Raw genomic sequence first — 20,662 nt, 5'->3', positions numbered from 1 at the left:
CTCCTCGAGGTGATGCCGGGGTCGGCGTCAGGACGGCGGCGATCCCAGCTTGCGAAGCTCGACGAGCATGGTGTCGAGCTGGCTGTCATTCAGTCCAGAAAGGAGCTTTTGAGCTTCCCTTCGGCGCGGGTCGGGGCTCGTCGGCTGCGGGGTCGGCCAGCCTCGCCCGTTGTCACGCTGCCAGAGAGCCTTCGCGCCAGCGAGGTTGAATTTGGGCAGATAGACGAGCCGCCGCTTGGAGTACACGTCACGCGGCAGCTTGCTGGTCGTGCCCCCGACATCGAACTCTTTCGAGTTTGCGGAGAGCACAGCTGCCTCTGGTGCACGTTCGAGATCGCGATCGGCCAGGATGGCGCTGATGATGTGGAGATCGACGACGTCGGTTCCCCGCATACCCACGCTGGGGAGGAGCGCATCGAGCGCAGCTTGCTCCTCTTGCGGATGGTGGATCATGAAGGGCTTACACCTGACGGTCAGAGCATCCAGCTCCCGCTGCGGATCGGGAAGGTGATACGATGATTCCGCCTTCAAGACGTCTCTCGCGACGGCGAGGAGCGCAGGTTCCTTCAGGTTCCGTGCGGCGGCGGATAGACCTTCAGACACGGCTTTCACCGCCCTGGCATGGTCCTCCGTCTCCCTGTGGACCACGTGTCGCGCCTCGAGAAACGCGGCGACCGGGATGCGCAGCTGGCACTCGCCTCGGTCTGCCGCATCAAGGAGCGACCGCGCTTCGCTCCGCCACGGATGGTGCGGCAAGATGTACGAGACCAGCCAGTTTGTCTCCAGGTAGACGAAGAACGCGCTCATGACGCTTCCTCACGCTGCGTCAGGCAAGCCTTCGTACTCCTCGAGGTCGGCCTCGGCGAGCCCGATCATGGCAGGGAGCATCATCGGAAGCGCCTCGTCCGGCACGGAGCTCCACCATGAGCGCCCCACCGCCTCGAGCCATCGCCTGACCTGAACGTAGAGCCCTTCGCCATGCTCGACGTCTTGGGCAATGCGACTGAACAGCTTGCCAGTCGGTAGCACCTTGACATCATAGGACTCGCTGGAAAAATCGACGGATGTGAACCGATCGGTGATGAAATGAGCGGTCCTGGGCGTGACGAGCACGCCCGCGTGAATGTGACGATCATAGAGCCGGTGTTTGAACCGCTCGATGTCTGGAGGACCCGCCCCGTCGAGCAGGTCGGGTCGCGCCTCGATCAACGCCTCATGCTTGCCCGATCGCGGGTCGGATGCGATGAAGGTGCGCGCCATTCCACGCAGCTAGCATGATGGCGCTGTCCTATCAAGAACGCGGCGGATGGGGCAGAGAGCGCGCTCGTCGAGCGCTCGCTGCAGCAGCACCGCCCAAGCTAGCGCTCTCCTCCGCCGCCCCACGCCGCGCAGAGCCTCTCGAGCTCCCGCTCGGGTACGTCGAGCGGCGCCTCGCCGCGCCACGCCTCCGGGAACAGCGGCATCACCGCGCTCCGGAGCACCGGCGCGAACCCCGCGACCTCCGCCGGCCCTCGCGGGATCCGGATCAGGGGCACGCGCTCGCCCGGGAACGCCGCGAGGCGCGCGAGCGCGTTCTCGCGGATCGGCGCGAGCTCGTCCTGGCTCACCTCGCGCGCGTGGACGGCCTGGTAATGGCGCAGAAACGACTCGGCCCGGGCGCGCGGGATGTCGTCGCGCTCCTCCTCGCCGACCTGGCGCACCACCGCGAGCAGCGGCAGCGGCACCGGCGTGACGCCGAGCGCCGCGGTGTCGCGAAAATCCGGCTGCGCGTACGGGAGCACGTCCGGCGGGACGATCGCGAACCCCGCGCGCCCGTACGCGATGAGCCGCACCACCGTGTCGCGGTCGTCCGGGTCGACGGCCTCCATCTCGGCGGCGAGCATCACCTCCGCCCCGCCGCCGCCGGCCCCTTGGCCCCCAGCGAGCCCCGCGTCGACGATCGCCCGGCGCGCCAGCGCGACCGGCGCCGCGCGCAGCAGGGCGGCGAGGCCGGTGCGGCGGAAGGCCGGCAGGACGAGCGCGTGCGACAGGAGCGCCACGCAGCGCCGCGCCGCCCGGTCCAGCGTGACGTAGCAGTCGCGCACGCCGGCGAGGTGCCCCTCCGCGTCCCGCGCGAGCAGCAGGTGGTACGACGCCGTGATCGGCGCCCCCACGTCCGTGTGCGCCCCGGTGAGCCACGCCCAGAGCACCTCCCGGCGCTCGAGCTCGCCCTTCGGCCCGAAGACCGCGTCGAGCGCCCGGTAGCCCTCGTCGAACGCCGCGCCGTCCCGCGCCTCGTCCACGGAGAACCGCGCGAGCGCCTGCGCGACCTTCTCCGGCCCCTCCCCCGGGCAGACGTCGCGCGGATCGACGATCATCCGGCCATCTCGCGCAGCACCGCGTCGAAGACGCCGATCGCCTCGTCGACGTCCGACATCGTCGTGATGAGGTGCGGCCGCAGCCGCACCGAGCGCGTCCCCGTGTAGCTCGCGAACACCCCGCGACGGAGCGCGCGCGCGAGGAAATCGTCGCGCGCCGCGGTCGTCGGCAGGTCGAACGCGAGCAGGAAGCCGCGGCCGCGCGGCTCGCTCGCGAGCGCGGGGTAGCGCTCGCAGAGCTCCTCGAGCCGCGAGAGGAAGTGGCGGCCCGCCGCGCGCACGTTGCCGAGCAGGTCCTCCGACTCGATCGCCCGGAGCGTCGCCAGCGCGATCGCGGACCGCGCGCGGTCGCCGTTGCGCGTCTGGTACATGCGCCCGAACTGCGCGACGTCGTACGCGCTCGTCGCGAAGAACCCGCCCATCTGCATCTTCTTCCCGAAGCACATGAGATCGGGCGGGCGCGGCAGATCGAACTGCTCGTGCGCCCAGAGCGTGCCGGTGATCCCCATGCCGGTCTGCACCTCGTCCAGGATGAGCGCCGCGCCCGCCTTCCCGGCGAGCTCCTGCACGCGGCGGAAGAAGGCCGCGCTCGCGTGCCGATCGCCCCCCTCGGACTGCACGGGCTCGACGATCACGGCGGCCACCCGGCCGCCGTGATCGCCGAGGATCCGCTCGAGCGCGGCGAGCGCCTCCGCCTCGGCGCGGTCGTTCTCGTCGGCGAAGCGCGCCAGCGGGAAGCGGCTCGCCGGGAAGGGCGCCGTGGGCCAGGGGAACGCGGGCAGGTCGGCCTTGTGGATCACCTTCGAGTGCGTGGCGGACATCGGCCCGAGGCCCCGGCCGTGGAACGCGCCGGCGAACGACACGACCACCGCGTCGGTGCCCGCGTTGCCGAGGATGAGCTTCTGCTGCTCCTCCGGCAGCTCCAGCGGGTTCCTCGGCAGCCCGGCGGCCTCCCGCCGGCGCTCGCCGTGCCGGATGAACGCCGCCTTGATCGCGGACTCGACGCCCTCGCCCCCGGCGTCCACGCAGAAGACGCGCGCCATGCCGCGCGGCGCGAACCGCTGCTCGAGCGCCTCCACGAACTCGAACCAGGCCGGCGTCGTCACGAACGGCGTCGACGTCGGGTTCGCGACGGCGCGGATGAAGCCCTCGCGGTGCGCCGCCTCGACCAGCGCGGGGTGGTTGTAGCCGAGCGCCCCGAGCGCGAAGTTCGCGAACAGGTCCAGGAACACGTTGCCGTCCACGTCGACCAGCGAGCACCCGCGGCTCGCGATGTCATCCATCACGACCGCGCGGTACCTCGACTGCATGTCGAAGCCGCCGCGCGCCATCCAGGCGCGCGCCTTCGGCCCGGGCAGCTCGGTGACGACTCTTCGCGGAGGGACGGACGGGAGCGTGGGGCGATCGGAGAAATCCATAGGCAGCGCGAGTATCCCGCACGCCGGGGCGCCTGTCATCGCCGCTTGCCGCGCCCGGGTGCGCGGGTTTACGACGGGGGCATGGGTGACACGCGCGAGACGGTGAAGGGTCTTTGGATCGACAACGCCGAGCGGGAGGCGCTCTCGGGCGAGACGTTCGAGACCGCGAACCCCGCGACGGGCGGGGCGCTCGCGCGGCTCGCCCGTGGCCGCCGCGAGGACGTGGACGCCGCCGTGGCGTCCGCGCGCGCGGCGTTTCCGCGCTGGGCGGCGATGGATCCGAACGAGCGCGCGCGCATCCTGTGGAAGGCGGGGGAGCTGATCCTCGCGCGGTGCGAGGAGCTCGGGCGGCTCGAGGCGCTCGACACCGGCAAGCCGATCTCGGCCGCGCGGACGATCGACGTGCCGCGCACGGCGGACACGTTCTTCTACTTCTCCGGGTGGGCGACGAAGCTCGGCGGCGAGACGATCCCGGTGCGGGGTCCGTTCCTGAACTACACCGTGCGCGAGCCGCTCGGCGTCATCGGCGCGATCATCCCCTGGAACTTCCCGCTCTTGCTCGCGGCGCGGAAGGTGGCGCCCGCGCTCGCGGTGGGCAACGTGGTGGTCGTCAAGCCGCCGGAGGAGGCGAGCCTCACGACGCTGGAGCTGGCGCGCATCCTCGCGGAGGCGGGGGTGCCGCCGGGCGTCGTCAACGTCGTCACGGGGCACGGCGAGGAGGCGGGGGCGGCGCTCGTCGAGCACCCGGGCGTCGCGAAGATCTCGTTCACGGGCGGCACGGAGACGGGCAGGACGATCATGCGCGCGGCGGCGGGCACGCTGAAGAAGGTGTCGCTGGAGCTGGGCGGCAAGAGCCCCAACATCGTGTTCGCGGACGCGGACGTGGAGAGCGCCGCGAAGGCGGCGGTGACGGCCATCTTCTACAACCAGGGCGAGCTCTGCACGGCGGGGAGCCGGCTCCTCGTGGAGCGGTCGGTGCACGACCGCGTGCTGGAGGTGGTCACGAGCGGCGCGCGCCGGCTGGTCCCCGGCGATCCGCTCGATCCGTCGACGCAGCTGGGCCCCCTCGTCTCGGAGGCGCACTTCACGAAGGTGCTCGGCTACATCGACCGTGGCGCGGCCGAGGGGGCGCGCCGCGAGACCGGCGGGCGCCGCGAGGGTCCGGGGTTCTTCGTCGAGCCGACGGTGTTCTCGGCGGTCTCCCCGTCGATGGCCCTCGCCCGCGAGGAGATCTTCGGCCCCGTGCTGGCGGTCCTCCCCTTCGACGACGTGGAGGAGGCCGCGCGCGTCGCGAACGCGACCGAGTTCGGCCTCGCGGCAGGCATCTGGACGCGCGACGTCGGCAAGGCGCACGCGCTGGCCGCGCGCCTCTCGGCGGGCACGGTCTGGATCAACACGTACAACCGCTTCGACGCGGCGAGCCCGTACGGCGGGTACAAGCAGTCCGGCTTCGGGCGGGAGAACGGCCGCGCGGTGCTCGACGAGCTGACGCAGCTCAAATCGGTCTGGGTCTCTCTCAGCTGAGCGGGACGCATCGGCGCTGACGACGCGCCCCGCTCTCGTCTCCTTCTGCCGTCCTCGCCTGCGGCCAACTACTTCGGCGGGGGCGCGGCCTCCTGCGTGCCGGGCTTCGTGCCAGGGGCCGGCGGCTGCGCGCCGCCCTGGGTCCCTGTCGCGCCCGCGCCCGCCGGGCCGAGCTTCTGCGAGAGCGCCTCCGCGTCCTTCAGGTGCTTCTCGATCGTCGGCCGGAGGTCCTTCTCGACCATCGCCTTCAGATCGGCGTTCTTCGCGTTCGGCAGCGCCTTCCTGTCGAGGAAGTCGAGCGTGTTCTGGTGATCCTTGATCATCGTGGCCACGAACTGCTGATCGAAATCGGCCCCTTGCAGCGCCTTCAGCTGCTCGATCGCGCTCTGCGTCTCCTCGGTGAGCTGCTTGCTCTTGTCCGAGTCCGCCGCCGTGATACCGAGCTTCTTGACCAGCTTGGCCTGCTTCGCCTTGGCCTCGGTGTGGTGCTGGGCGATGGCCTTGGCATAGGCCTTCACGTCCTTGCTCTTGGCCTTCGTCTGCGCGAGCTGGGCCTCGTCGATCTCCTTCTTGTTCGAGGCGTCGAGCACGGCGAGGATCTGCTCGTCGGTCAACGGGGCCTCGGCCGGGGCGCTCGGCGTCGTGGCCGTCCCCGGCTGCGCCGCCCCCGCCTGCGGCTCGGTGCCGGGCGGCGGAGCCGGCGGCGTCGCGGGAGGCGCCGCCTCCGGCAGCGGCGGGGCGGCGGTCGGGGCCGGCTGCGGAGGTGCTTCGTTCGTGCTGGGGCTGCTCGCCGGGGGCGTGTTGGAGCAGCCGACGCCGACAGCGAGACCGATCGTCAGGACGAGCGCGTTGCGCGATGCGACCATGGGTAAAGACCTCCTCACGTGGATTCGAGTGCCGGCCCCCCGTGCAAGATCCGGTGCACGGCACAGGTGCCCCCTTTTCTCCCGAATCCACGCGACTGCCTCCCTCCCCGCTGTGGCAAGTTGCCACGGGAGTGAGCGAATCTGCCTCATCAATCCGCTGCGGTCAGGAGGATGCCTGTGGCGGACTCGACGGTTGCGCTGCGGTGCTGTCGCACGACAGCCCCGGTAAGGCCGCGCGGCACGGCGCGATGACCTCGGCGAGCACCTCGCGGCGCAGCGCCCCGAGCGCGCGCGCCGGGAGCAGGCCGAGCGCCTCGTGCACGGCGGGCCCGGGGGCCGGGTCGACGGCGTAGCGGGCGGCGGCGCGGGAGAACGCCCGCTCCGCCGCGGAGCGCGCCGGCTCGCCGAACGTCGCGAGCATCCACGAGAGCGCCCTCCACGAGAGCGCCGCGTGCCGTTCCTCGTCGGCGGCGATGCGCGCGAGCGTGGCCGCGAGCGCCGGATCCCCCGCGCGCTGCGCGATCTCACGGCCCTCCGCCGCGCCCAGCGCCTCGCCAACGCAGCCCTCCTCGACGAGCGCCTCCACCACCTCGGCGACGCCGGCGCCGAGCGGCGCCGTTGCCGCCTCGAGCAGCGGCCCGGGGCCGATGGCCCGGCCGGCGAGGCGGGAGGCGACGCCGTAGGCGAGGCGCGCGTGCTCCACCTCGTCGAGCCCGGCGCGGTGCGCCTCGCCGACGAGGGCGGCCGGCGCGCCGAGCGCGAGCAGCTGGAGGGAGAAGCGGGCGAAGCTCGCGATGGACGCGTGCTCGAGCGCCGCCACGGCGGCGTAGTGCGCCGCGGCGAGCTCGCGCAGCTCGGGCGAGAGGGACGCGACATCGAGCTCGGCGGGAGCGCGCCAGTCGTCGCGCGCGGCGCCCTGCGCGGCGCGCGCCTGGCCGTCGACGACGAGCGGGCGGCCGATGGCGCACGAGATCCCGGCGCACTCCCAGCGCACGCTCTCGGCATCCGGGTCGGTGACGACGCAGGCGGCGCCGCGGCTCTCCTCCGATCGGCAGTCCGCGTCGCTCTGACAGGTATCTTCCTTGGTGCGGCAGGCGAGCGTCACCTGCTCCCAGCAGCCGTTGAAGTACGCCGACAGGCCGCAGGTGCTGCCGGGGCAATCGGCGTCGACCGAGCAGAGGGCCTTTGCGCAGACCGAGTGCTGCTCCCGGAGGGCGCCTGTCCCCTTGCACACGCAGGCCTCGGACGCGCCGCACTCCGCGTCGCTCTCGCAGGCGTACTCGCAGCCGCAATACGCGCCTATCTGCCCGAACGAGCTCACGCACTTTCCGCGAGGTCCCTCGTTGCAATCGGCGTCCGTCCTGCACTGGAACGTTCGTTCGGTGCCGCTGCACGCGCGCTGATCGATGGTCGCGTCGCACCGGACCCGCGTGGCGCGGTGCACGGTGCCATCCCGCTCCGTCACCCAGCCGACGCCGCGCGGCGGCCGGGGCGCAGGCGCGGTTTGTTCGTCCGGGACGCCGGCGTCGCGAGGCGTGGCCGTCTGCGGCTCGCCGAGCGTGACGACCGCGATCTCGGGGCTCTTCGCGTTGGAGCAGCCGGCGGCGCCGGCGGCGAGGAGGAGGGTCATGCGGAGCGAGCGGTGGCGTTCCATTCGCGGCAGGGTAGCAGAGGGGCGCGCGACGCCGGACCGGCCGGCTGCGCGCGGCGCCGCCGCGGTGCGAGCGCGCTTCACCCGAGTCGAACGGTTCGGGCATGGACACCGATGCTCGCCGGACCTGCCGAGAAGCGCGCGCCCTCGGCGGTGCACGGTCCTCTCCGGGATTCCACGCCAGAGCGAGCCGTCTCGGCGACCGTGCCAGGTTTTCTGAGGGGTCCAGTCTTCCAGTCCTCAGAGCACCTGCTCGGAGCCGAGCGACTCTCCATGATCCATCTTCGGCGGAGCTGCCTCAGCGCGCTCGTCCCTCACACCGTCCGGAGCCGAGCAGCGAGATGAGCTGCGGTGTGGAGACATGGTCGCGAAGCCGCGCGCCGCTGCGCACGGCGCGGCAGCTACCTCCTCGCCCTGCGCCCGATCCCGCGTGCGTCGCGCCCGATCGGCTCGCCCAGCTCGAACGCCGGCTCGCCGGTCCTCGCCGGCGGCGCTTGCGGCTCGCCCGCCTCGAGCGGGCCGTGCGCATGCTCGGCGTCGTCGATGGATGGATAGCGCTCCACGTCGCCGTCGACCCGGAAGCCCCCCTGGCGCGCCGGGCGCACAACGCGGCCGAGGACGAGCCCCTCGTCCCAGATGCCGCGGTGCTCGATCGCGATCGCGGCGCCCACCACCACCTCGGAGAGCCGCGCGAGGGCGCCCTCCGGCCGCTTCGGCGTGGGCCGCCACCGCAGGATCACGTCCTCGTGAAGCACCACCACGGCGCGATCGCCGGGCAGCTCGGAGACCCCAAGGGCAAGACGGACGCGGCATCCAGGAACGCTGGCTCCCGCCCCACGCTCGTCAGCGGCAACGCCCTCCAGGTCGCCAGCAGCGCCCTCCAGGTCGCCGCGCGCGGCGCCCTCCCCCTCATCGCCCACCTCATGGATCGCGATGCTCTGCCCCGGACGCAGATCCTCGAGCGCCGTCATGCGAGGTCCTCCCCCGGAGATGTCGGCCACGGACATGGCGCCGTCAAGCCGGCCGCGCGGCTACCTCGGCGCCGGAGCGACCCTGCTGCCCGGCGGCGCCGCGGTCCCGGCCTCGCCCTTGCGCGCCAGGTTCAGCTGGATCCGCGCGGGGGACTCCGACGTGATCTCGACCGTCTGCGAGACGCCGTCGCTCGTTCGCACGTCCACCGAGAGCGACACCCCAGGCATCGGCCGCGCGATGACCTGGCTGCCCACGCCGAGCACCACGCCGTTCAGCCGCACCACCGCGGCGCTCGGCTCGATCTGCACCGCGATCGGATCCACGAGCGACCGCTGATCCCTCGGCCGGCTCAGCGCGACGAACATGAGCGACGCCACCGCGACGCCCGTGGACACCGAGGCCACGAGCCACGGCAGCGCCACCGGGCGCAGCGCGTCGCCGCCGGCGCGCATCAGCCCGCCGAGCCCCCGCCGCGGCTCCGAGCGCACGCTCCGCCGGCCCTCGGAGGGCGGCCCCGCGGACAGCGTCGCGCCCGGCTTCGGCCGCCACCCCGCGCGCTGCTGCGGGGCGACGGCGGCCGCGATGCGCTGCCGCTCCTCCTCCATGCTCTCCCCGCAGCGCGAAAGGAGGAGCTCCGCCACGTGCGCGGGCGTCACCACGCCCGACCTGCGCATGAGGAAATCCTCCAGCACGCTCGCCATCTCGCCCGCCGTCTGGAAGCGCTTCCGCGGATCGCGCGCGAGCGCCTTCACGATGATCTCCTCCAGATCTCGCGGGCAATGCGGCGCGATCAGCGTGGGGCGCGGCGGCTCCGGCACCCCGGTCTGCGGCAGCACGAGGTCGTGCAGCACCTGGAACGGGAGCGCGCCCGTCACCGCCTCGAAGAGCACCACGCCGAGCGAGAAGATGTCCGAGCGGCGATCGACCGGCTGGCCCTGCGCCTGCTCCGGCGACATGTACTCGCCCTTGCCCTTGATCTCGCCCGTCTGCGTCGTGTCGCCCAGGCGCTCGAACGCCTTCACGATCCCGAAATCGGCCACCTTCACCGTGCCGTCGCGATCGATGAGGATGTTCTGCGGGCAGACGTCGCGGTGCACGATGCCGAGCGGCTCCCCGCGGTCGTCGTGGAGGTCGTGCGCCGCGTGCAGCCCGTGCGCCGCGTCGGCCACGATGCGCGAGGCGATCGCCGGGGAGAGCGGCATCGGACGGAGGCCCGGCCGGAGCAGCTGCTGCATCGTCTGCCCGTCGATCCACTCCATCACGAGGAAGAGCACGCCGTCCGTGTCGCCGAGGTCGAGGATCTCGACCACGTTGCGGTGGTGGATCTTCGAGGCGAGGTTCGCCTCGTCGAGGAACATGCGCTGGAACTGAGGATCGCGCGCGAGCGCCGGGATGAGCGTCTTCAGCGCGACGACCTTGTGAAAGCCGCGGGAGCCCTCCATGCGCGCGGCCCATACCTGGGCCATCCCACCCTCGCCGATGAGGCGCAGAAGCTCATATCGCCCGAGACGCTGCCCCGGACCGGGGTCCTCGGAGATCCGCATGGCTCACCAGATGCTGGTGCTCGGGGAGCCGCGCCCGCGGTCCCCAGGAGCAGCCCGGCCGCGGGTCGCGGCCCCTCTCTCCAGACGATCACCATAGCCAAGCGCGACCGCGCCGGAAAGGCTCGTGTGGCGCGCCAGCGCCCGCGACGCCTCGATCCCGGCGTCCGTGATGCCCGCGACGCCCCGCGCCCGGCATCCGCGATGCGACGCCCCGCGTCCTCCACGCCCCTCTCCCCGCGCCCGCGATCCGCGTCGCTCCCTCGCCTCGCCCCTGCTATGGCCGGAGCACGATGACGAACGCGACAAGCGCTCCGCCCGCCCGCGCGGACCGGGCCCCCGCCTCCAAAGCCCTGTTCGACCGCGCCGCCGCCGTCCTGCCGGGCGGCGTGAACAGCCCCGTGCGCGCCTTCCGCGCCGTCGGCGGCGACCCCCTGTTCATCGCGCGCGCCCGGGGCGCGCGGCTGTTCGACGCCGACGGGGCCGAGTACATCGACTACGTCGGCTCCTGGGGGCCGGCCATCCTCGGCCACGCGGACCCCGCCGTCATCGAGGCCGTCCGAGAGGCCGCCCTCGGCGGCCTCTCGTTCGGCGCGCCGACCGAGCTCGAGGTCCGCTTCGCCGAGAAGATCCGCGAGCTCTACCCGAGCATCGACATGCTGCGCTGCGTCTCGAGCGGCACCGAGGCCACGATGAGCGCCATCCGCGTCGCGCGCGGCTTCACGCGCCGCGACGCCATCATCAAGTTCGAGGGCTGCTACCACGGCCACGCCGATCACCTGCTCGTCAAGGCGGGCAGCGGGCTCGCCACCTTCGGCGCCCCCGACTCCGCCGGCGTCCCCGAGAGCATCGCCCGCACCACGCTGTCCTTGCCCTACAACGACCCGGCCGCCCTCGAGGCCGCCTTCGCCGCGCGCGGCGGCGACATCGCCGCGGTCATCCTCGAGCCCGTGGTCGGCAACATGGGCTGCGTCCCGCCCGAGCCCGGGTTCCTCGCCCTCGTCATCGACCTCTGCCGCAAGCACGGCGCGCTCTCGATCTTCGACGAGGTGATGACCGGCTGCCGCCTCGCCCGCGGCGGCGCGCAGGAGCGCTTCGGCCTCCGGCCGGATCTGACGACGCTCGGCAAGATCGTCGGCGGCGGCATGCCCCTCGCGGCCTACGGCGGCCGCGCCGACGTGATGCGCGTCGTCTCACCGCTCGGCCCCGTGTACCAGGCGGGCACGCTCAGCGGCAACCCGCTCGCGGTCACGGCGGGGCTCGCGACGCTCGATCGCCTGACGCCCGCGCTCTACGAGCGGCTCGAGAAGCTCGGCGCTTCCCTCGAGGCGGGCCTCCGGGCCGCCGCCGAGGGCGCCGGCGCGGCCGCGTGCGTCCAGCGGGTCGGCTCGATGATCACGCTGTTCTTCACGAAGGGCCCGGTCCGCTCCTGGGCCGACGCCGCCACGTCCGACACGAAGCGCTTCAGCGCCTTCCACGCGGCGATGCTCGCGCGAGGCGTCTACTGGCCTCCGTCGCAGTACGAGGCGGCGTTCCTGAGCGGCGCGCACTCGGAAGAGGACATCGAGCGGACGATCGCCGCCTGCCGCGAGGCGCTCGCGGCCTGAGCGCCTCGCCGGCCTCTCCCAGGAGGACCCCCGCGACGGCGAGGCCAGGACGGCGAAGGGCCGACCGCCGCGGCGATCGGCCCTCTCAGCGCCGGCGCTCCTTCTTCAGCTTCAGCGCCGGCGCGCGAACGGTCCTCGGAGCGTGTCAGTCGGCCGCGCGGACCCAGCCGTTTCTGTAGTAGTTGCCGCGGGCGGTCGGCCAGAGCAGGCAGTTCGTCGCCGATCCCGGCACCGTGTACACGTACGTGTTCGGCTCCGGGTCCGCCCCGTTCCACCCGATCTCGCGGAGCGACACGACGATCTCGATCGTCCCGTCGCCGTTCACGTCGGCCAGCGTCGGCACCGGCATCGCGCCGAGCCGCGGCAGCGGGATCTTGTGGAGGATCGTGCCGCCGGCGTCGAGGACGAAGAGGTGGCTCCTGTTCTCATCGGTCGAGTAGGTGTTGAACACGATCTCGGGGATGCCGTCGCCCGACAGATCCCCGACCACGACGCCGCCCGTGAGCACCTGCGTGTCGTCCGTGTAGGTGACGTCCCAGAACTCGGTCTTGTCGGCGTAGACCGCGTGGATCCGCCCGTCCAGGCCCGCGAAGATCATCTCGGGCCCGGCGCGCGTCGCGTCGAGATCGGCCACGGTCACCTGCTGCGTCATGGCCACGATGTTGCCGTCGAAATCCTCGCCGCCGGACAGGTAGTCCGAGGCGTAGAACGGGCTCTCCCACCCCTCGATGCGGCTCGCGTCGTTGCGGACCGCCCACAGGCCGACGCCCTGGGACTGGTCGTTCATGGCGACGTCCTCGGCCGCCGCGAGCATGACGATCTCCGGCGTGCCGTCGCCGTCGAGGTCCGCGATCGCAGGGGCCGAGTTCTTGAAATAGGCCTGCAGGTCGCTGCTGTCGCCGAAGCCCTGCTTCGCGAGCTCGAGATCGTGCATGTACCGCACGCCCGGCGTCTTCGGCCGGCCCTCGAACATGGGATTCGCGTCGAAGGCCTCCCCCGTGCCGTGATAGAACCCGGCATAGGAGTTATCCATCGGCGAGACGATGTCCTGCGATCCATCGCCGTCGAGATCGCCGATGGCCAGGTTCTGGTCGTAGCCGCCCACGATCCAGCACTCGGCGTCGTCGCTGCGGCGCGCGTCGCAGCCGATCGTCTGGCTCTCGATCGGCGGGAAGCCCGCGACCGCCGACCCGCTCGCGTGGAAGGCCATCAAAATGTCGGAGTAGTCGGACCTGCCGGTGCTCGCGGCGACGACGTCGAGCTGACCGTCGCCGTCGATGTCGCCCGCGGCGAGGGAGCGGATCTCGTCGTTCCAGGTGACGGGCCAGCCGCTCACCAGCCGGCCGCTCGCGTCGAGCATGTAGATCGTGGTGCGCGCCGCGAAGACCACCTCGAGCTGCCCGTCGCCGCGGAAGTCCGCGACGATCGGGCTCGCCCAGATGCGGCCGTTCTGGCGCGACTCGGTGTACCGCCACTTCTGCTCGCCGTCGGGGCCCCAGACGACGACGTTGCCGTTGTGCGTCACCAGGATCTCCTGCTCGCCGTCGCCGTCGAGATCGGCGACCACCGGCGACCCGAGCCACGCGCTCTCGTCGTCGTCGGACAGCTGGAGGAAGAGCTGGGGCTCCGCGACGTCGGAGGAGCCGCTCGACGCAGGAGCGCACGACGCGGCGGCCGGCAGCGGCTTGGAGCCCCCACCGACGGGGGGGCGGTAGCCACCGGAGCCAGAGGAGCCACTGCCGCTGCCGCTGCCGCTGCCGCTGCCGGTGGTGGGAGAGGTGCCGTCCAGGTTGCCGAGCTGCCCTTCGCAGGCCGCGAGGGCGAGGACGCTGGTGAAGAGAGCGATTCTACCGGGAATTACAAAACCTCGGTTGGAGACAAGGGAGTTCATCATGCCAGGGAGCTTACCAGCGCTCTGGGCCCTACAAGGAGGTGGAAGCGGAAAATTGACGCAGTCGCGCACATCGCGCACACGCCGAACGGTACGTTACGCTCCTCCTTCTGGCGCGCAGGTGGCACACGTCATTGCAGGAGGGAGGCAAGTACACGTTCGTGACGTAGCGCGCACGCACGCGCTCCACCCCCGTTCCCGTTCCCGTTCCCCACCTCCGCTCGCGCCCCCGCGCGACGTCGGAGGCGCATGGCGGGGGTATGGGTGCGGGTAGGTGCTGTGCTAGGCTCCGCCGCCATGAACGTATCGCGACGGCTTTGGATTGCTGGCGCCGCATGTGCCCTCCTGATGGGGACGACGGCGCTTGGCTGCAGCTCGAATCCCCCGCCCAAGACGGCCAAGGTGCAGGCCGGTGACATGCCCGAAGGCGGCGACTGGACGGGGGTCTATTACAGCGAGCTCTACGGCTACCTGCACCTCGTGCAGGACAACGACGCCATCGAGGGGCGCTGGATCCGCCCCGTCAAAGATCGCTGGGGCGTGCTGCACGGGACGGTGACAGGCGACCTCATCAAGTTCACGTGGACCGAGCACACCATCGGCGCGATCGGGCAGAGCGCGACCAAGGAAGGCCGGGGGTACTTCAAGTACCAGCGGCCTGAGGGCGAGAACGTCGACGACCGGCTGGCAGGCGAGATCGGCCGCAACAAGGACGAGGTCGGCGAGCCCTGGGAAGCGGTCAAGCAGCGCAACATGCTCCCGGATCTGAAGTCGATCGGGGGCTCCGGCGCCTCCGACATGGGCGGCGGCGACTGGGACAGCGCGAACCAGGAGGAAGGCGCGCCCGAGCCGCCCGCATCTCCCTCCGACGAAGCACCTGCCGAGCCCCCCGGCCTCTGACATAACAGCCCCCGATGACCCAACCGCAGCCTCGAGGCATTCAGTTCCGCGAACCCCCCATCTTCGAGCGTGGCACGCCGGGCAGGACCGGCGCGTCGCTCCCCCCGCTCGACGTGCCCGAGGTCGAGCCCGCCGCCCACTACGGCGCGCTCGCCCGCAAGGAGCCGGCCGGCCTGCCGGAGGTGAGCGAGCCGGAGGCCTTCCGGCACTTCATCCGGCTCTCGCAGTGGAACTTCTGCATCGACGGGCAGATGTACCCGCTCGGGTCGTGCACGATGAAGTACAACCCGAAGATCAACGAGTGGGCCGCGCGCATCCCCGGGTTCGCGAAGCTGCACCCGATGACGCCCGACGAGCTCAGCCAGGGCTCGCTCGAGGTGATGTGGCGCCTGCAGGAGGCGCTCTGCGAGGTCAGCGGGATGGACGGCTGCTCGCTGCAGCCCTCCGCGGGCGCGCAGGGCGAGCTCGCCGGGCTGATGATGATGCGGGCGTTCCACGAGTCGAAGGGGCGCTCGCCGAGGAAGGTGTTCATCCCGGAGAGCGCCCACGGCACGAACCCGGCGAGCTGCGCGCTCAACGGGCTCGTGGCCGTCCGGATCGAGAAGACCGCCGACGGCATCACCCACCCCGAGCAGGTCCTCGCCGCGATCGAGCGCGAGGGGTCGGACGGCGACGTCTGCGGGCTGATGATCACGAACCCGAACACCCTCGGGGCCTACGAGACGCACCTGCCGGCGATCATCAAGCTCATCCACGACAAGGGCGGGCTCGTGTACGGCGACGGCGCGAACACGAACGCCATCATGGGGCACGCGCGCCCGGGCGACGTCGGCATGGACGTCATCCACATCAACCTGCACAAGACGTTCACGACCCCGCACGGCGGCGGCGGCCCCGGCTCCGGGCCGGTCTGCTTCAAGAAACACCTGGAGCCGTTCCAGCCGTCGCCCGTCCTCGTGCGGCGCGGCGACGCCTTCGCGTGGGACCGCGACCGGCCCCAGAGCGTCGGGCGGCTCCGGGCCTTCACGGGCAACTTCGGCATGTTCATCCGGGCGTACACGTACATCCGCGAGATGGGCGGCGACGGCCTCACGGCGGCGAGCAGCCTCGCCGTGCTCAACGCGCGCTACCTGTGGGCCAAGCTGAAGGACCACTACCTCGCGCCGGTACCGCAGCCGTGCATGCACGAGGTGGTGCTCTCCGACAGCCAGCTGGAGAAGGAGACCGGGGTCAAGACGCTCGACGTCGCCAAGCGGCTGCTCGACTACGGCTTTCACGCGCCCACGGTCTACTTCCCGCTGGTCGTGCCCGGCGCCCTGATGATCGAGCCGACGGAGACGGAGACCCGCGAGACCCTCGACGAGTTCGTGGCCGCGATGCTCAGCATCCTCAAGGAGGCGCAGGAGACGCCGGAGGTCGTGAAGCAGGCGCCCCACGGCACGGTGGTCGGCCGCCTCGACGAGGCCCGCGCCGCGCGCCAGCCGCGCCTGCGATGGTCGAAGGCCTGAGCTCCCCGGCGGAGGCGGCCCGCGGTCGGCCTCCTCCGGCGGCGCCAGCCGGCCGCGCGCTCCAAATTCGCGAATCTCCGCCGGACGCGACTACAATGAGCGCCGAGGGACCGCAGTGAGGCACCTCACGGGACGAGCGACGCGTGGCCGATACCGTTGAGAACGAAGGCGACATCGAGACGATCAGCCAGACCACCCCGGTCTCGGTCGGAGACACCGTGCGCCTCGTGTTCCGCGCCTACGACGAGGCGACCCCGCCGTTCAACATCAAGATCCGCTCCCCTTCGGGGAAGATCATCATCGAGCGTGTGCTGCGCGATCTGCCCACCGGCAAGCCGCAGAGCGCCTCGCCCGTCGAGTTCAGCGCGTCGTCCCCCGGCGAGTACAAGATCGAGATCAAGCAGCTCTACGGCAAGGCGAAGGGCACGGCCGTCCTGCGCGTGAAAGCCTGAGGCGCTCCGCGCTAGCTCGCAAAACCGGGGAGGAGCATCGCGGTCATGCGGTCCGGGTTCACGATGCCCTGCTCGTGCATCCAGCCGTTCGCCGCCTCGACGGCGGCGCGGCCCTCGTCGCCCTTCAGCAGCTCGCCGTGGCGGCGCCGCGCCGCCGCGGCGTAGAGGGCCATGCCGGCGGCCTCGAAGCCGCGCAGCGCGTCGGCCAGCTGCTGGACGGCCGCCTCCCCCTCGCCGCGGGCCGCGGCGATCGCCGCGCGCACCGCGGCCGCGAGCGGGTCGGCCCAGGGCATGTGCTCCGCGTCGATCTTGCGGGCGGCGCGCGTCGCCTCCTCGTACAGCGGCTCCGCGTCGGCCGGCGTGGACGCGGCGGCGGCGGCCAGCGCGGCGCAGGCCCGGAGGTGGGTGATGATGATGCGCACGGCCTGGATGCGCAGGACGAGCGAGCTCTCGAGGCCCGCCCGCTGCTCCGCGAAGAGGCGGTACGTCGCCTCGCCCTCGCCCCGGTACAGGCCGATGTGCGCGCGGGCGACGAGATCGAAGTAGCTCTGCAGCTGGAAGCCCGCCTTCGACCAGCTCCGGATGGCGTCCTGCGCCTGGCGCAGCGCGGAGTCGGGGTCGTCTCCGACGAGCCAGTAGGCGTTGCTCTGCGAGGAGCGGAGGCTCGTGGCGAGGTAGCGGTCGCCGCGCTCGTCGGCCGCCTGCAGGTACATCGGGACCCGGCGCATGAACTCGCGCGTCTCGCCGCCGTACCAGAGCGCCCAGACCGAGAAGGTGTGCGCCCAGCTCCGCTCCCACGTGACGCCGGTGCAGCGCTCGCGAAAGATGGTGTCCGCCCGGTCGAGATCGGCCACGCCCTGCTGCCAGCGGCCGAACAGCGTCGCGGTGACGCCGCCGACGAAGCCGACGAGGCCGAGCGCGTGAGGCCTGCCGATGCGCGCCGCGATCGCGCTCGCCGTCGAGAGCAGGTCGGCGACGCGGGACGCGGACGGGCCGCCGTCGATCGCGAGGTAGGCCGCCTCGAAGGCGAGCGCGCGCGTCACGCGGTACGGCTCGCCCGCCTTGAGCGACAGCAGGAGGTTGCGCGCCTGGAAGTCGGCGCCGCGCGTGGGGTCGACGATGGCGAGCCCCATCGCCGCCGACCAGCAGACGTCGATGCGCATGAGGTCCTCGGGCGAGACCTCGTCGGCGGGGCGCTCGACGAAGTTGAGCCCGCGCAGGCGCACCTGCGCGCGCCGCAGCATCAGCGACGCGACAGCGAGCTCCGGCGTCTTCGGCACCTGCATGCCGACCGCGCCGAGCACCGAGCGCAGGCCCGCCATCCCGGCGTCGACGTAGCCGGCGCGGAGCAGGTTCTCCGCGGCCCGGCGGCCGAGATCGATCGCCTCGGACTCCGGGGCGCCGTCGCTCGCGGCCATGTAGGCCTCCGCGGCCTTGGCGCCGCGGCCCGCGCTGCTCAGGGCGTCGCCGAGCTTGGCGAGCACGACCCGCCGCTCCGCCGCGCCGGGCAGGTGGAGGTCGATCGCCATGCGGTAGAGGCGCGCCGCGTGGTCGAACGCGAACGCGGCCTCGGCGTGCTCGCCGGCGCGCACGGCGTAGCCGGCGGCGCGCTCGGGATCCCCGGCGGCGCGCCAGTGCTCGGCCAGCGCCTCGAGCTCCGCGCGCCCCGACGCCTCCAGCGCCAGCGCGAGCCGGCCGTGCCAGCTGCGCGCCGCCTGCTCGTCGAGCCGGCTCGCCACCGTCTCCCGGATGCGGTTGTGGAACGGCTCGAGGAACTCGTCCTGACCCGAGCCGCCGGTCCGCACGAGGTTCGCCGCGCGCAGGGCCGAGAGCACCCGGGTGAGCTCGCCGAAGTCGGCCGCCATGGCGTGCGCGGCCACTGACGTCAGCACCGGCGCGCCGGCGCATACGACGAGCTCGAGCAGCTGGCGCGCCCGCGGGTCGAGCCGGCTGATCCGCGCCCAGAGGACGTCGTCGAGGCGCACCGGACCGCCGTCGGCGTCCGGGGACATCATCCGGTGGCGCAGGAGCGCGTCGATGAAGAGCGGGTGGCCGCCGGCCTCCTGCGCGATCGCCTCGATGCTGAGCGGGCGGCCGACCTGGGCTTGGGCGCCGCGGAGGAGGAGCGCGCAGAGCTCCTGCGCCTCCGCGAGCGACAGGCGGTGGAGGATGATGTGCCCGAGCGAGTCGATCGGCACCCCGAGCTGCCGCGAGACGGGCGGCGCGGTCTCCGAGGCGGTCCGCACCGTCGCCACGAGCATCATCGCGCGCGGGCGCGAGGGGTCGACCAGCGCGCCCGAGGACACGGGCCCATCGAGGCCGGCGAACGAGCCGGGCCTCGTCGCGGCGTGGAGATCGGCCTCGGTCCACGGGCGCATCACCTCCGAGAGCAGCGCGACGCTGTCGGCGTCCGCCCACTGGAGATCGTCGATCGCGAGCACGAGCGGCCGCTCGGCCGCGAGCCGGCCCAAGAGCTCCCGGAGCGCGGCGAAGACGAGGGCGCGGATCTCGGGCGGGTCGATCGCCTTGCGCCGGGCGCGCGCCTCCGTGATCGCCGGGACCGTCCGGAGCACCGGGAACACGGTGCCGAGCAGGCCCGCGTTGGGCGGCAGCAGCGCCTTGACCTGCTCGGGGGGGCGGCGCACGAGGTGCCGGCTCAGCCCGTCGATGAGCTCGTCCACCGCCTTGTAGGGGACGGCCTCGCGCTCGTAGCAGCGCCCCGCGAGGACGAGCGCCTCCTTGTCGATGCGCTCCAGGAACCGGCGCAGGAGCGCGCTCTTGCCGACGCCCGACTCGCCCTCGATGAACCGCGTGACCGCGCGCCCGAGCTTCGCCTCCGCGAACGCGCCATCGAGCGCGGCGAGCTCGCTGCGCCTGCCGACGAAGCCGATGCGCTGCGAGAGGACGGGCGGCTCCTCGATGAGCTCCTGCACCTGCAGCCGGCGCAGCACGTCGCGCGCGGTCGGCCGGGCGGCCGGGTCGATGCGCAGCATGTCCACGCAGAGCTCGTCGATGTCGGGGGGCATGTCCTCGACGAGCCGGCTCGGCGGCGGAGGCTCCGCTCGCCGCATCATGTCGAGCGCCGCCTTGGGCGCCGTCTGGAACGGGTAGACGCCGGTCAGCGCGAGGTAAAGCATGACCCCGACACTGTAGATGTCCGCCTCGGGCCCGGCCGCCTTGGCCTCGGCCTGCTCGGGCGCCATGTAATGGAGCGTTCCGACGACGGCCTGCTCGCGCCCTGTGCCGCTCGCGTCGGCGACGAAGCCGAAGTCGAGGAGGACCACCCGCTCTTCCGCGGTCACGAGGACGTTGGAAGGCTTGATATCGCGGTGAACCTTGTAAGCCGCATGCACCGCCGCGAGCCCCTGGGCGAGCTGCGCCAGGGCCGAGCGGAGGCGGGCCTCGTGGAAGGGGCGCTTGATCCGGGGCTGTGGCTCCGAGGCGGGGCCCTGCACGGCAGACCACATGGGGCTCGACGGCAGGGTCGAGCGGCGCCCGACGCCCGCGGGCTCGCCCCTCGGCCCGGCGTCGCCCTCCTCGTGGAGCCGCACGTGGACCACGAAGTCGACGCCGCGGATGAGCTCCATCGTGAAGAAGAGCTGCCCTTCTTCCTCGTGGAGCTCGCCGAGGCTGACCAGGTTCGGGTGCTGGATGTCCTGGAGCGCGCGGAACTCGTTCTTGAACCGGAGGCGCGCGTCGGCGCTCAGATTCCGGAGGATCTTGAGCGCGACCCGCCCCTTCCGCTCGCGATCGAAGGCCTCGTAGACAACCCCCATCCCGCCGCGGCCCACGACGCGAACGACCTGGAAGCGACGCGTGCCTCCAAACTCGGGTCTCGCGTTCCTCAGGCCCATGCGTGGGACCAAGAAATCACCGGCGCCGAGCGGTGGCAAGCAGTGCGTGGGGAGCGCGTGGGGAGTGCGTGGGGAGCGCGTGGGGCGCGCGTGGGGAGCGCGTGGGGAGCGCGCGGCGAAC

15 protein-coding genes are annotated in these 20,662 nt (G+C 72.4%); 5 read left to right on the top strand and 10 right to left on the bottom strand.

Annotated elements, in window-relative coordinates; translation table 11 throughout:
* Positions 1 to 27: 27 nt before the first annotated feature.
* The 4 genes from WMF44_RS48880 to WMF44_RS48865 form a co-directional block, all read right to left on the bottom strand.
* Positions 28 to 807 (bottom strand): hypothetical protein, encoded by a 780-nt coding sequence (locus WMF44_RS48880; RefSeq protein ID WP_437296908.1) that lies wholly within the window; start codon positions 805 to 807, stop codon positions 28 to 30.
* A 9-nt stretch (positions 808 to 816) separates the two neighbouring features.
* Positions 817 to 1,260 (bottom strand): hypothetical protein, encoded by a 444-nt coding sequence (locus tag WMF44_RS48875; protein ID WP_437296907.1) that lies wholly within the window; start codon positions 1,258 to 1,260, stop codon positions 817 to 819.
* A 98-nt stretch (positions 1,261 to 1,358) separates the two neighbouring features.
* Positions 1,359 to 2,357 carry a hypothetical protein gene (locus WMF44_RS48870; protein ID WP_437296906.1) on the bottom strand — a complete coding sequence of 333 codons (999 nt, stop codon included), beginning with the start codon at positions 2,355 to 2,357 and terminating at the stop codon, positions 1,359 to 1,361.
* Positions 2,354 to 3,775, bottom strand: coding sequence for an aminotransferase class III-fold pyridoxal phosphate-dependent enzyme (locus tag WMF44_RS48865; RefSeq protein WP_437296905.1), 1,422 nt, complete (start codon positions 3,773 to 3,775; stop codon positions 2,354 to 2,356). The genes WMF44_RS48870 and WMF44_RS48865 overlap by 4 nt, the downstream gene beginning before the upstream one ends.
* Positions 3,776 to 3,856: 81 nt before the next feature.
* Between WMF44_RS48865 and WMF44_RS48860 the strand changes: the two genes are divergently transcribed.
* Entirely contained in the window at positions 3,857 to 5,299 is a 1,443-nt protein-coding gene (locus WMF44_RS48860; protein ID WP_437296904.1) for an aldehyde dehydrogenase family protein, read from the top strand.
* A 68-nt stretch (positions 5,300 to 5,367) separates the two neighbouring features.
* On the opposite strand, the gene WMF44_RS48855 is transcribed toward WMF44_RS48860, so the two are convergent.
* The 4 genes from WMF44_RS48855 to WMF44_RS48840 form a co-directional block, all read right to left on the bottom strand.
* Entirely contained in the window at positions 5,368 to 6,165 is a 798-nt protein-coding gene (locus WMF44_RS48855) for a DUF4142 domain-containing protein (protein WP_437296903.1), read from the bottom strand.
* 163 nt (positions 6,166 to 6,328) lie between these two features.
* A complete protein-coding gene (locus tag WMF44_RS48850) occupies positions 6,329 to 7,819 on the bottom strand; it encodes a ferritin-like domain-containing protein (protein ID WP_437296902.1) in 1,491 nt (496 codons plus the stop codon).
* 398 nt (positions 7,820 to 8,217) lie between these two features.
* Positions 8,218 to 8,787 carry a hypothetical protein gene (locus WMF44_RS48845; RefSeq protein ID WP_437296901.1) on the bottom strand — a complete coding sequence of 190 codons (570 nt, stop codon included), beginning with the start codon at positions 8,785 to 8,787 and terminating at the stop codon, positions 8,218 to 8,220.
* Between the two features lie 60 nt (positions 8,788 to 8,847).
* A complete protein-coding gene (locus WMF44_RS48840) occupies positions 8,848 to 10,332 on the bottom strand; it encodes a serine/threonine-protein kinase (protein ID WP_437296900.1) in 1,485 nt (494 codons plus the stop codon).
* A gap of 290 nt (positions 10,333 to 10,622) precedes the next feature.
* On the opposite strand from WMF44_RS48840, the gene hemL reads away from it, so the two are divergent.
* Positions 10,623 to 11,936, top strand: a complete 1,314-nt coding sequence (gene hemL, locus WMF44_RS48835; protein WP_437296899.1) for a glutamate-1-semialdehyde 2,1-aminomutase — start codon at positions 10,623 to 10,625, stop codon at positions 11,934 to 11,936.
* 145 nt (positions 11,937 to 12,081) lie between these two features.
* Here hemL and WMF44_RS48830 read toward each other — a convergent pair whose 3' ends face one another.
* A complete protein-coding gene (locus WMF44_RS48830; protein WP_437296898.1) occupies positions 12,082 to 13,830 on the bottom strand; it encodes an FG-GAP repeat domain-containing protein in 1,749 nt (582 codons plus the stop codon).
* 294 nt (positions 13,831 to 14,124) lie between these two features.
* On the opposite strand from WMF44_RS48830, the gene WMF44_RS48825 reads away from it, so the two are divergent.
* From WMF44_RS48825 to WMF44_RS48815, 3 genes are all read left to right on the top strand, one after another.
* On the top strand, positions 14,125 to 14,727 hold the full coding sequence (locus tag WMF44_RS48825; RefSeq protein WP_437296897.1) for a hypothetical protein: 603 nt from the start codon (positions 14,125 to 14,127) through the stop codon (positions 14,725 to 14,727).
* Between the two features lie 14 nt (positions 14,728 to 14,741).
* Positions 14,742 to 16,235, top strand: coding sequence for an aminomethyl-transferring glycine dehydrogenase subunit GcvPB (gcvPB, locus tag WMF44_RS48820; RefSeq protein ID WP_012241772.1), 1,494 nt, complete (start codon positions 14,742 to 14,744; stop codon positions 16,233 to 16,235).
* A gap of 143 nt (positions 16,236 to 16,378) precedes the next feature.
* Positions 16,379 to 16,687 (top strand): hypothetical protein, encoded by a 309-nt coding sequence (locus tag WMF44_RS48815; RefSeq protein ID WP_437296896.1) that lies wholly within the window; start codon positions 16,379 to 16,381, stop codon positions 16,685 to 16,687.
* An 11-nt stretch (positions 16,688 to 16,698) separates the two neighbouring features.
* Here the strand turns inward: WMF44_RS48815 and WMF44_RS48810 are convergent, their stop codons facing one another.
* Positions 16,699 to 20,541: a serine/threonine-protein kinase gene (locus WMF44_RS48810; protein ID WP_437296895.1), complete on the bottom strand. Its 3,843-nt coding sequence runs from the start codon at positions 20,539 to 20,541 to the stop codon at positions 16,699 to 16,701.
* Between the last annotated feature and the right edge of the window lie 121 nt (positions 20,542 to 20,662).

It is taken from the genome of Sorangium sp. So ce426 (assembly GCF_051475585.1).
Classification (GTDB): domain Bacteria; phylum Myxococcota_A; class Polyangia; order Polyangiales; family Polyangiaceae; genus Sorangium; species Sorangium cellulosum_B.
Note: the sequence above shows the minus strand (reverse complement) of the source record. Positions and strands in the feature narration are given on the sequence as shown.

Excerpts from the sequence above, each read along its gene's own strand:
- WMF44_RS48865 (WP_437296905.1), bottom strand. The coding sequence starts at position 3,775 with ATGGATTTCTCCGATCGCCCCACGCTCCCGTCCGTCCCTCCGCGAAGA.
- WMF44_RS48830 (WP_437296898.1), bottom strand. The coding sequence starts at position 13,830 with ATGATGAACTCCCTTGTCTCCAACCGAGGTTTTGTAATTCCCGGTAGA.
- WMF44_RS48825 (WP_437296897.1), top strand. The coding sequence starts at position 14,125 with ATGAACGTATCGCGACGGCTTTGGATTGCTGGCGCCGCATGTGCCCTC.
- WMF44_RS48870 (WP_437296906.1), bottom strand. The coding sequence starts at position 2,357 with ATGATCGTCGATCCGCGCGACGTCTGCCCGGGGGAGGGGCCGGAGAAG.
- WMF44_RS48850 (WP_437296902.1), bottom strand. The coding sequence starts at position 7,819 with ATGGAACGCCACCGCTCGCTCCGCATGACCCTCCTCCTCGCCGCCGGC.
- hemL (WP_437296899.1), top strand. The coding sequence starts at position 10,623 with ATGACGAACGCGACAAGCGCTCCGCCCGCCCGCGCGGACCGGGCCCCC.
- WMF44_RS48860 (WP_437296904.1), top strand. The coding sequence starts at position 3,857 with ATGGGTGACACGCGCGAGACGGTGAAGGGTCTTTGGATCGACAACGCC.
- WMF44_RS48855 (WP_437296903.1), bottom strand. The coding sequence starts at position 6,165 with ATGGTCGCATCGCGCAACGCGCTCGTCCTGACGATCGGTCTCGCTGTC.
- WMF44_RS48810 (WP_437296895.1), bottom strand. The coding sequence starts at position 20,541 with ATGGGCCTGAGGAACGCGAGACCCGAGTTTGGAGGCACGCGTCGCTTC.
- WMF44_RS48880 (WP_437296908.1), bottom strand. The coding sequence starts at position 807 with ATGAGCGCGTTCTTCGTCTACCTGGAGACAAACTGGCTGGTCTCGTAC.
- gcvPB (WP_012241772.1), top strand. The coding sequence starts at position 14,742 with ATGACCCAACCGCAGCCTCGAGGCATTCAGTTCCGCGAACCCCCCATC.
- WMF44_RS48840 (WP_437296900.1), bottom strand. The coding sequence starts at position 10,332 with ATGCGGATCTCCGAGGACCCCGGTCCGGGGCAGCGTCTCGGGCGATAT.
- WMF44_RS48845 (WP_437296901.1), bottom strand. The coding sequence starts at position 8,787 with ATGACGGCGCTCGAGGATCTGCGTCCGGGGCAGAGCATCGCGATCCAT.
- WMF44_RS48875 (WP_437296907.1), bottom strand. The coding sequence starts at position 1,260 with ATGGCGCGCACCTTCATCGCATCCGACCCGCGATCGGGCAAGCATGAG.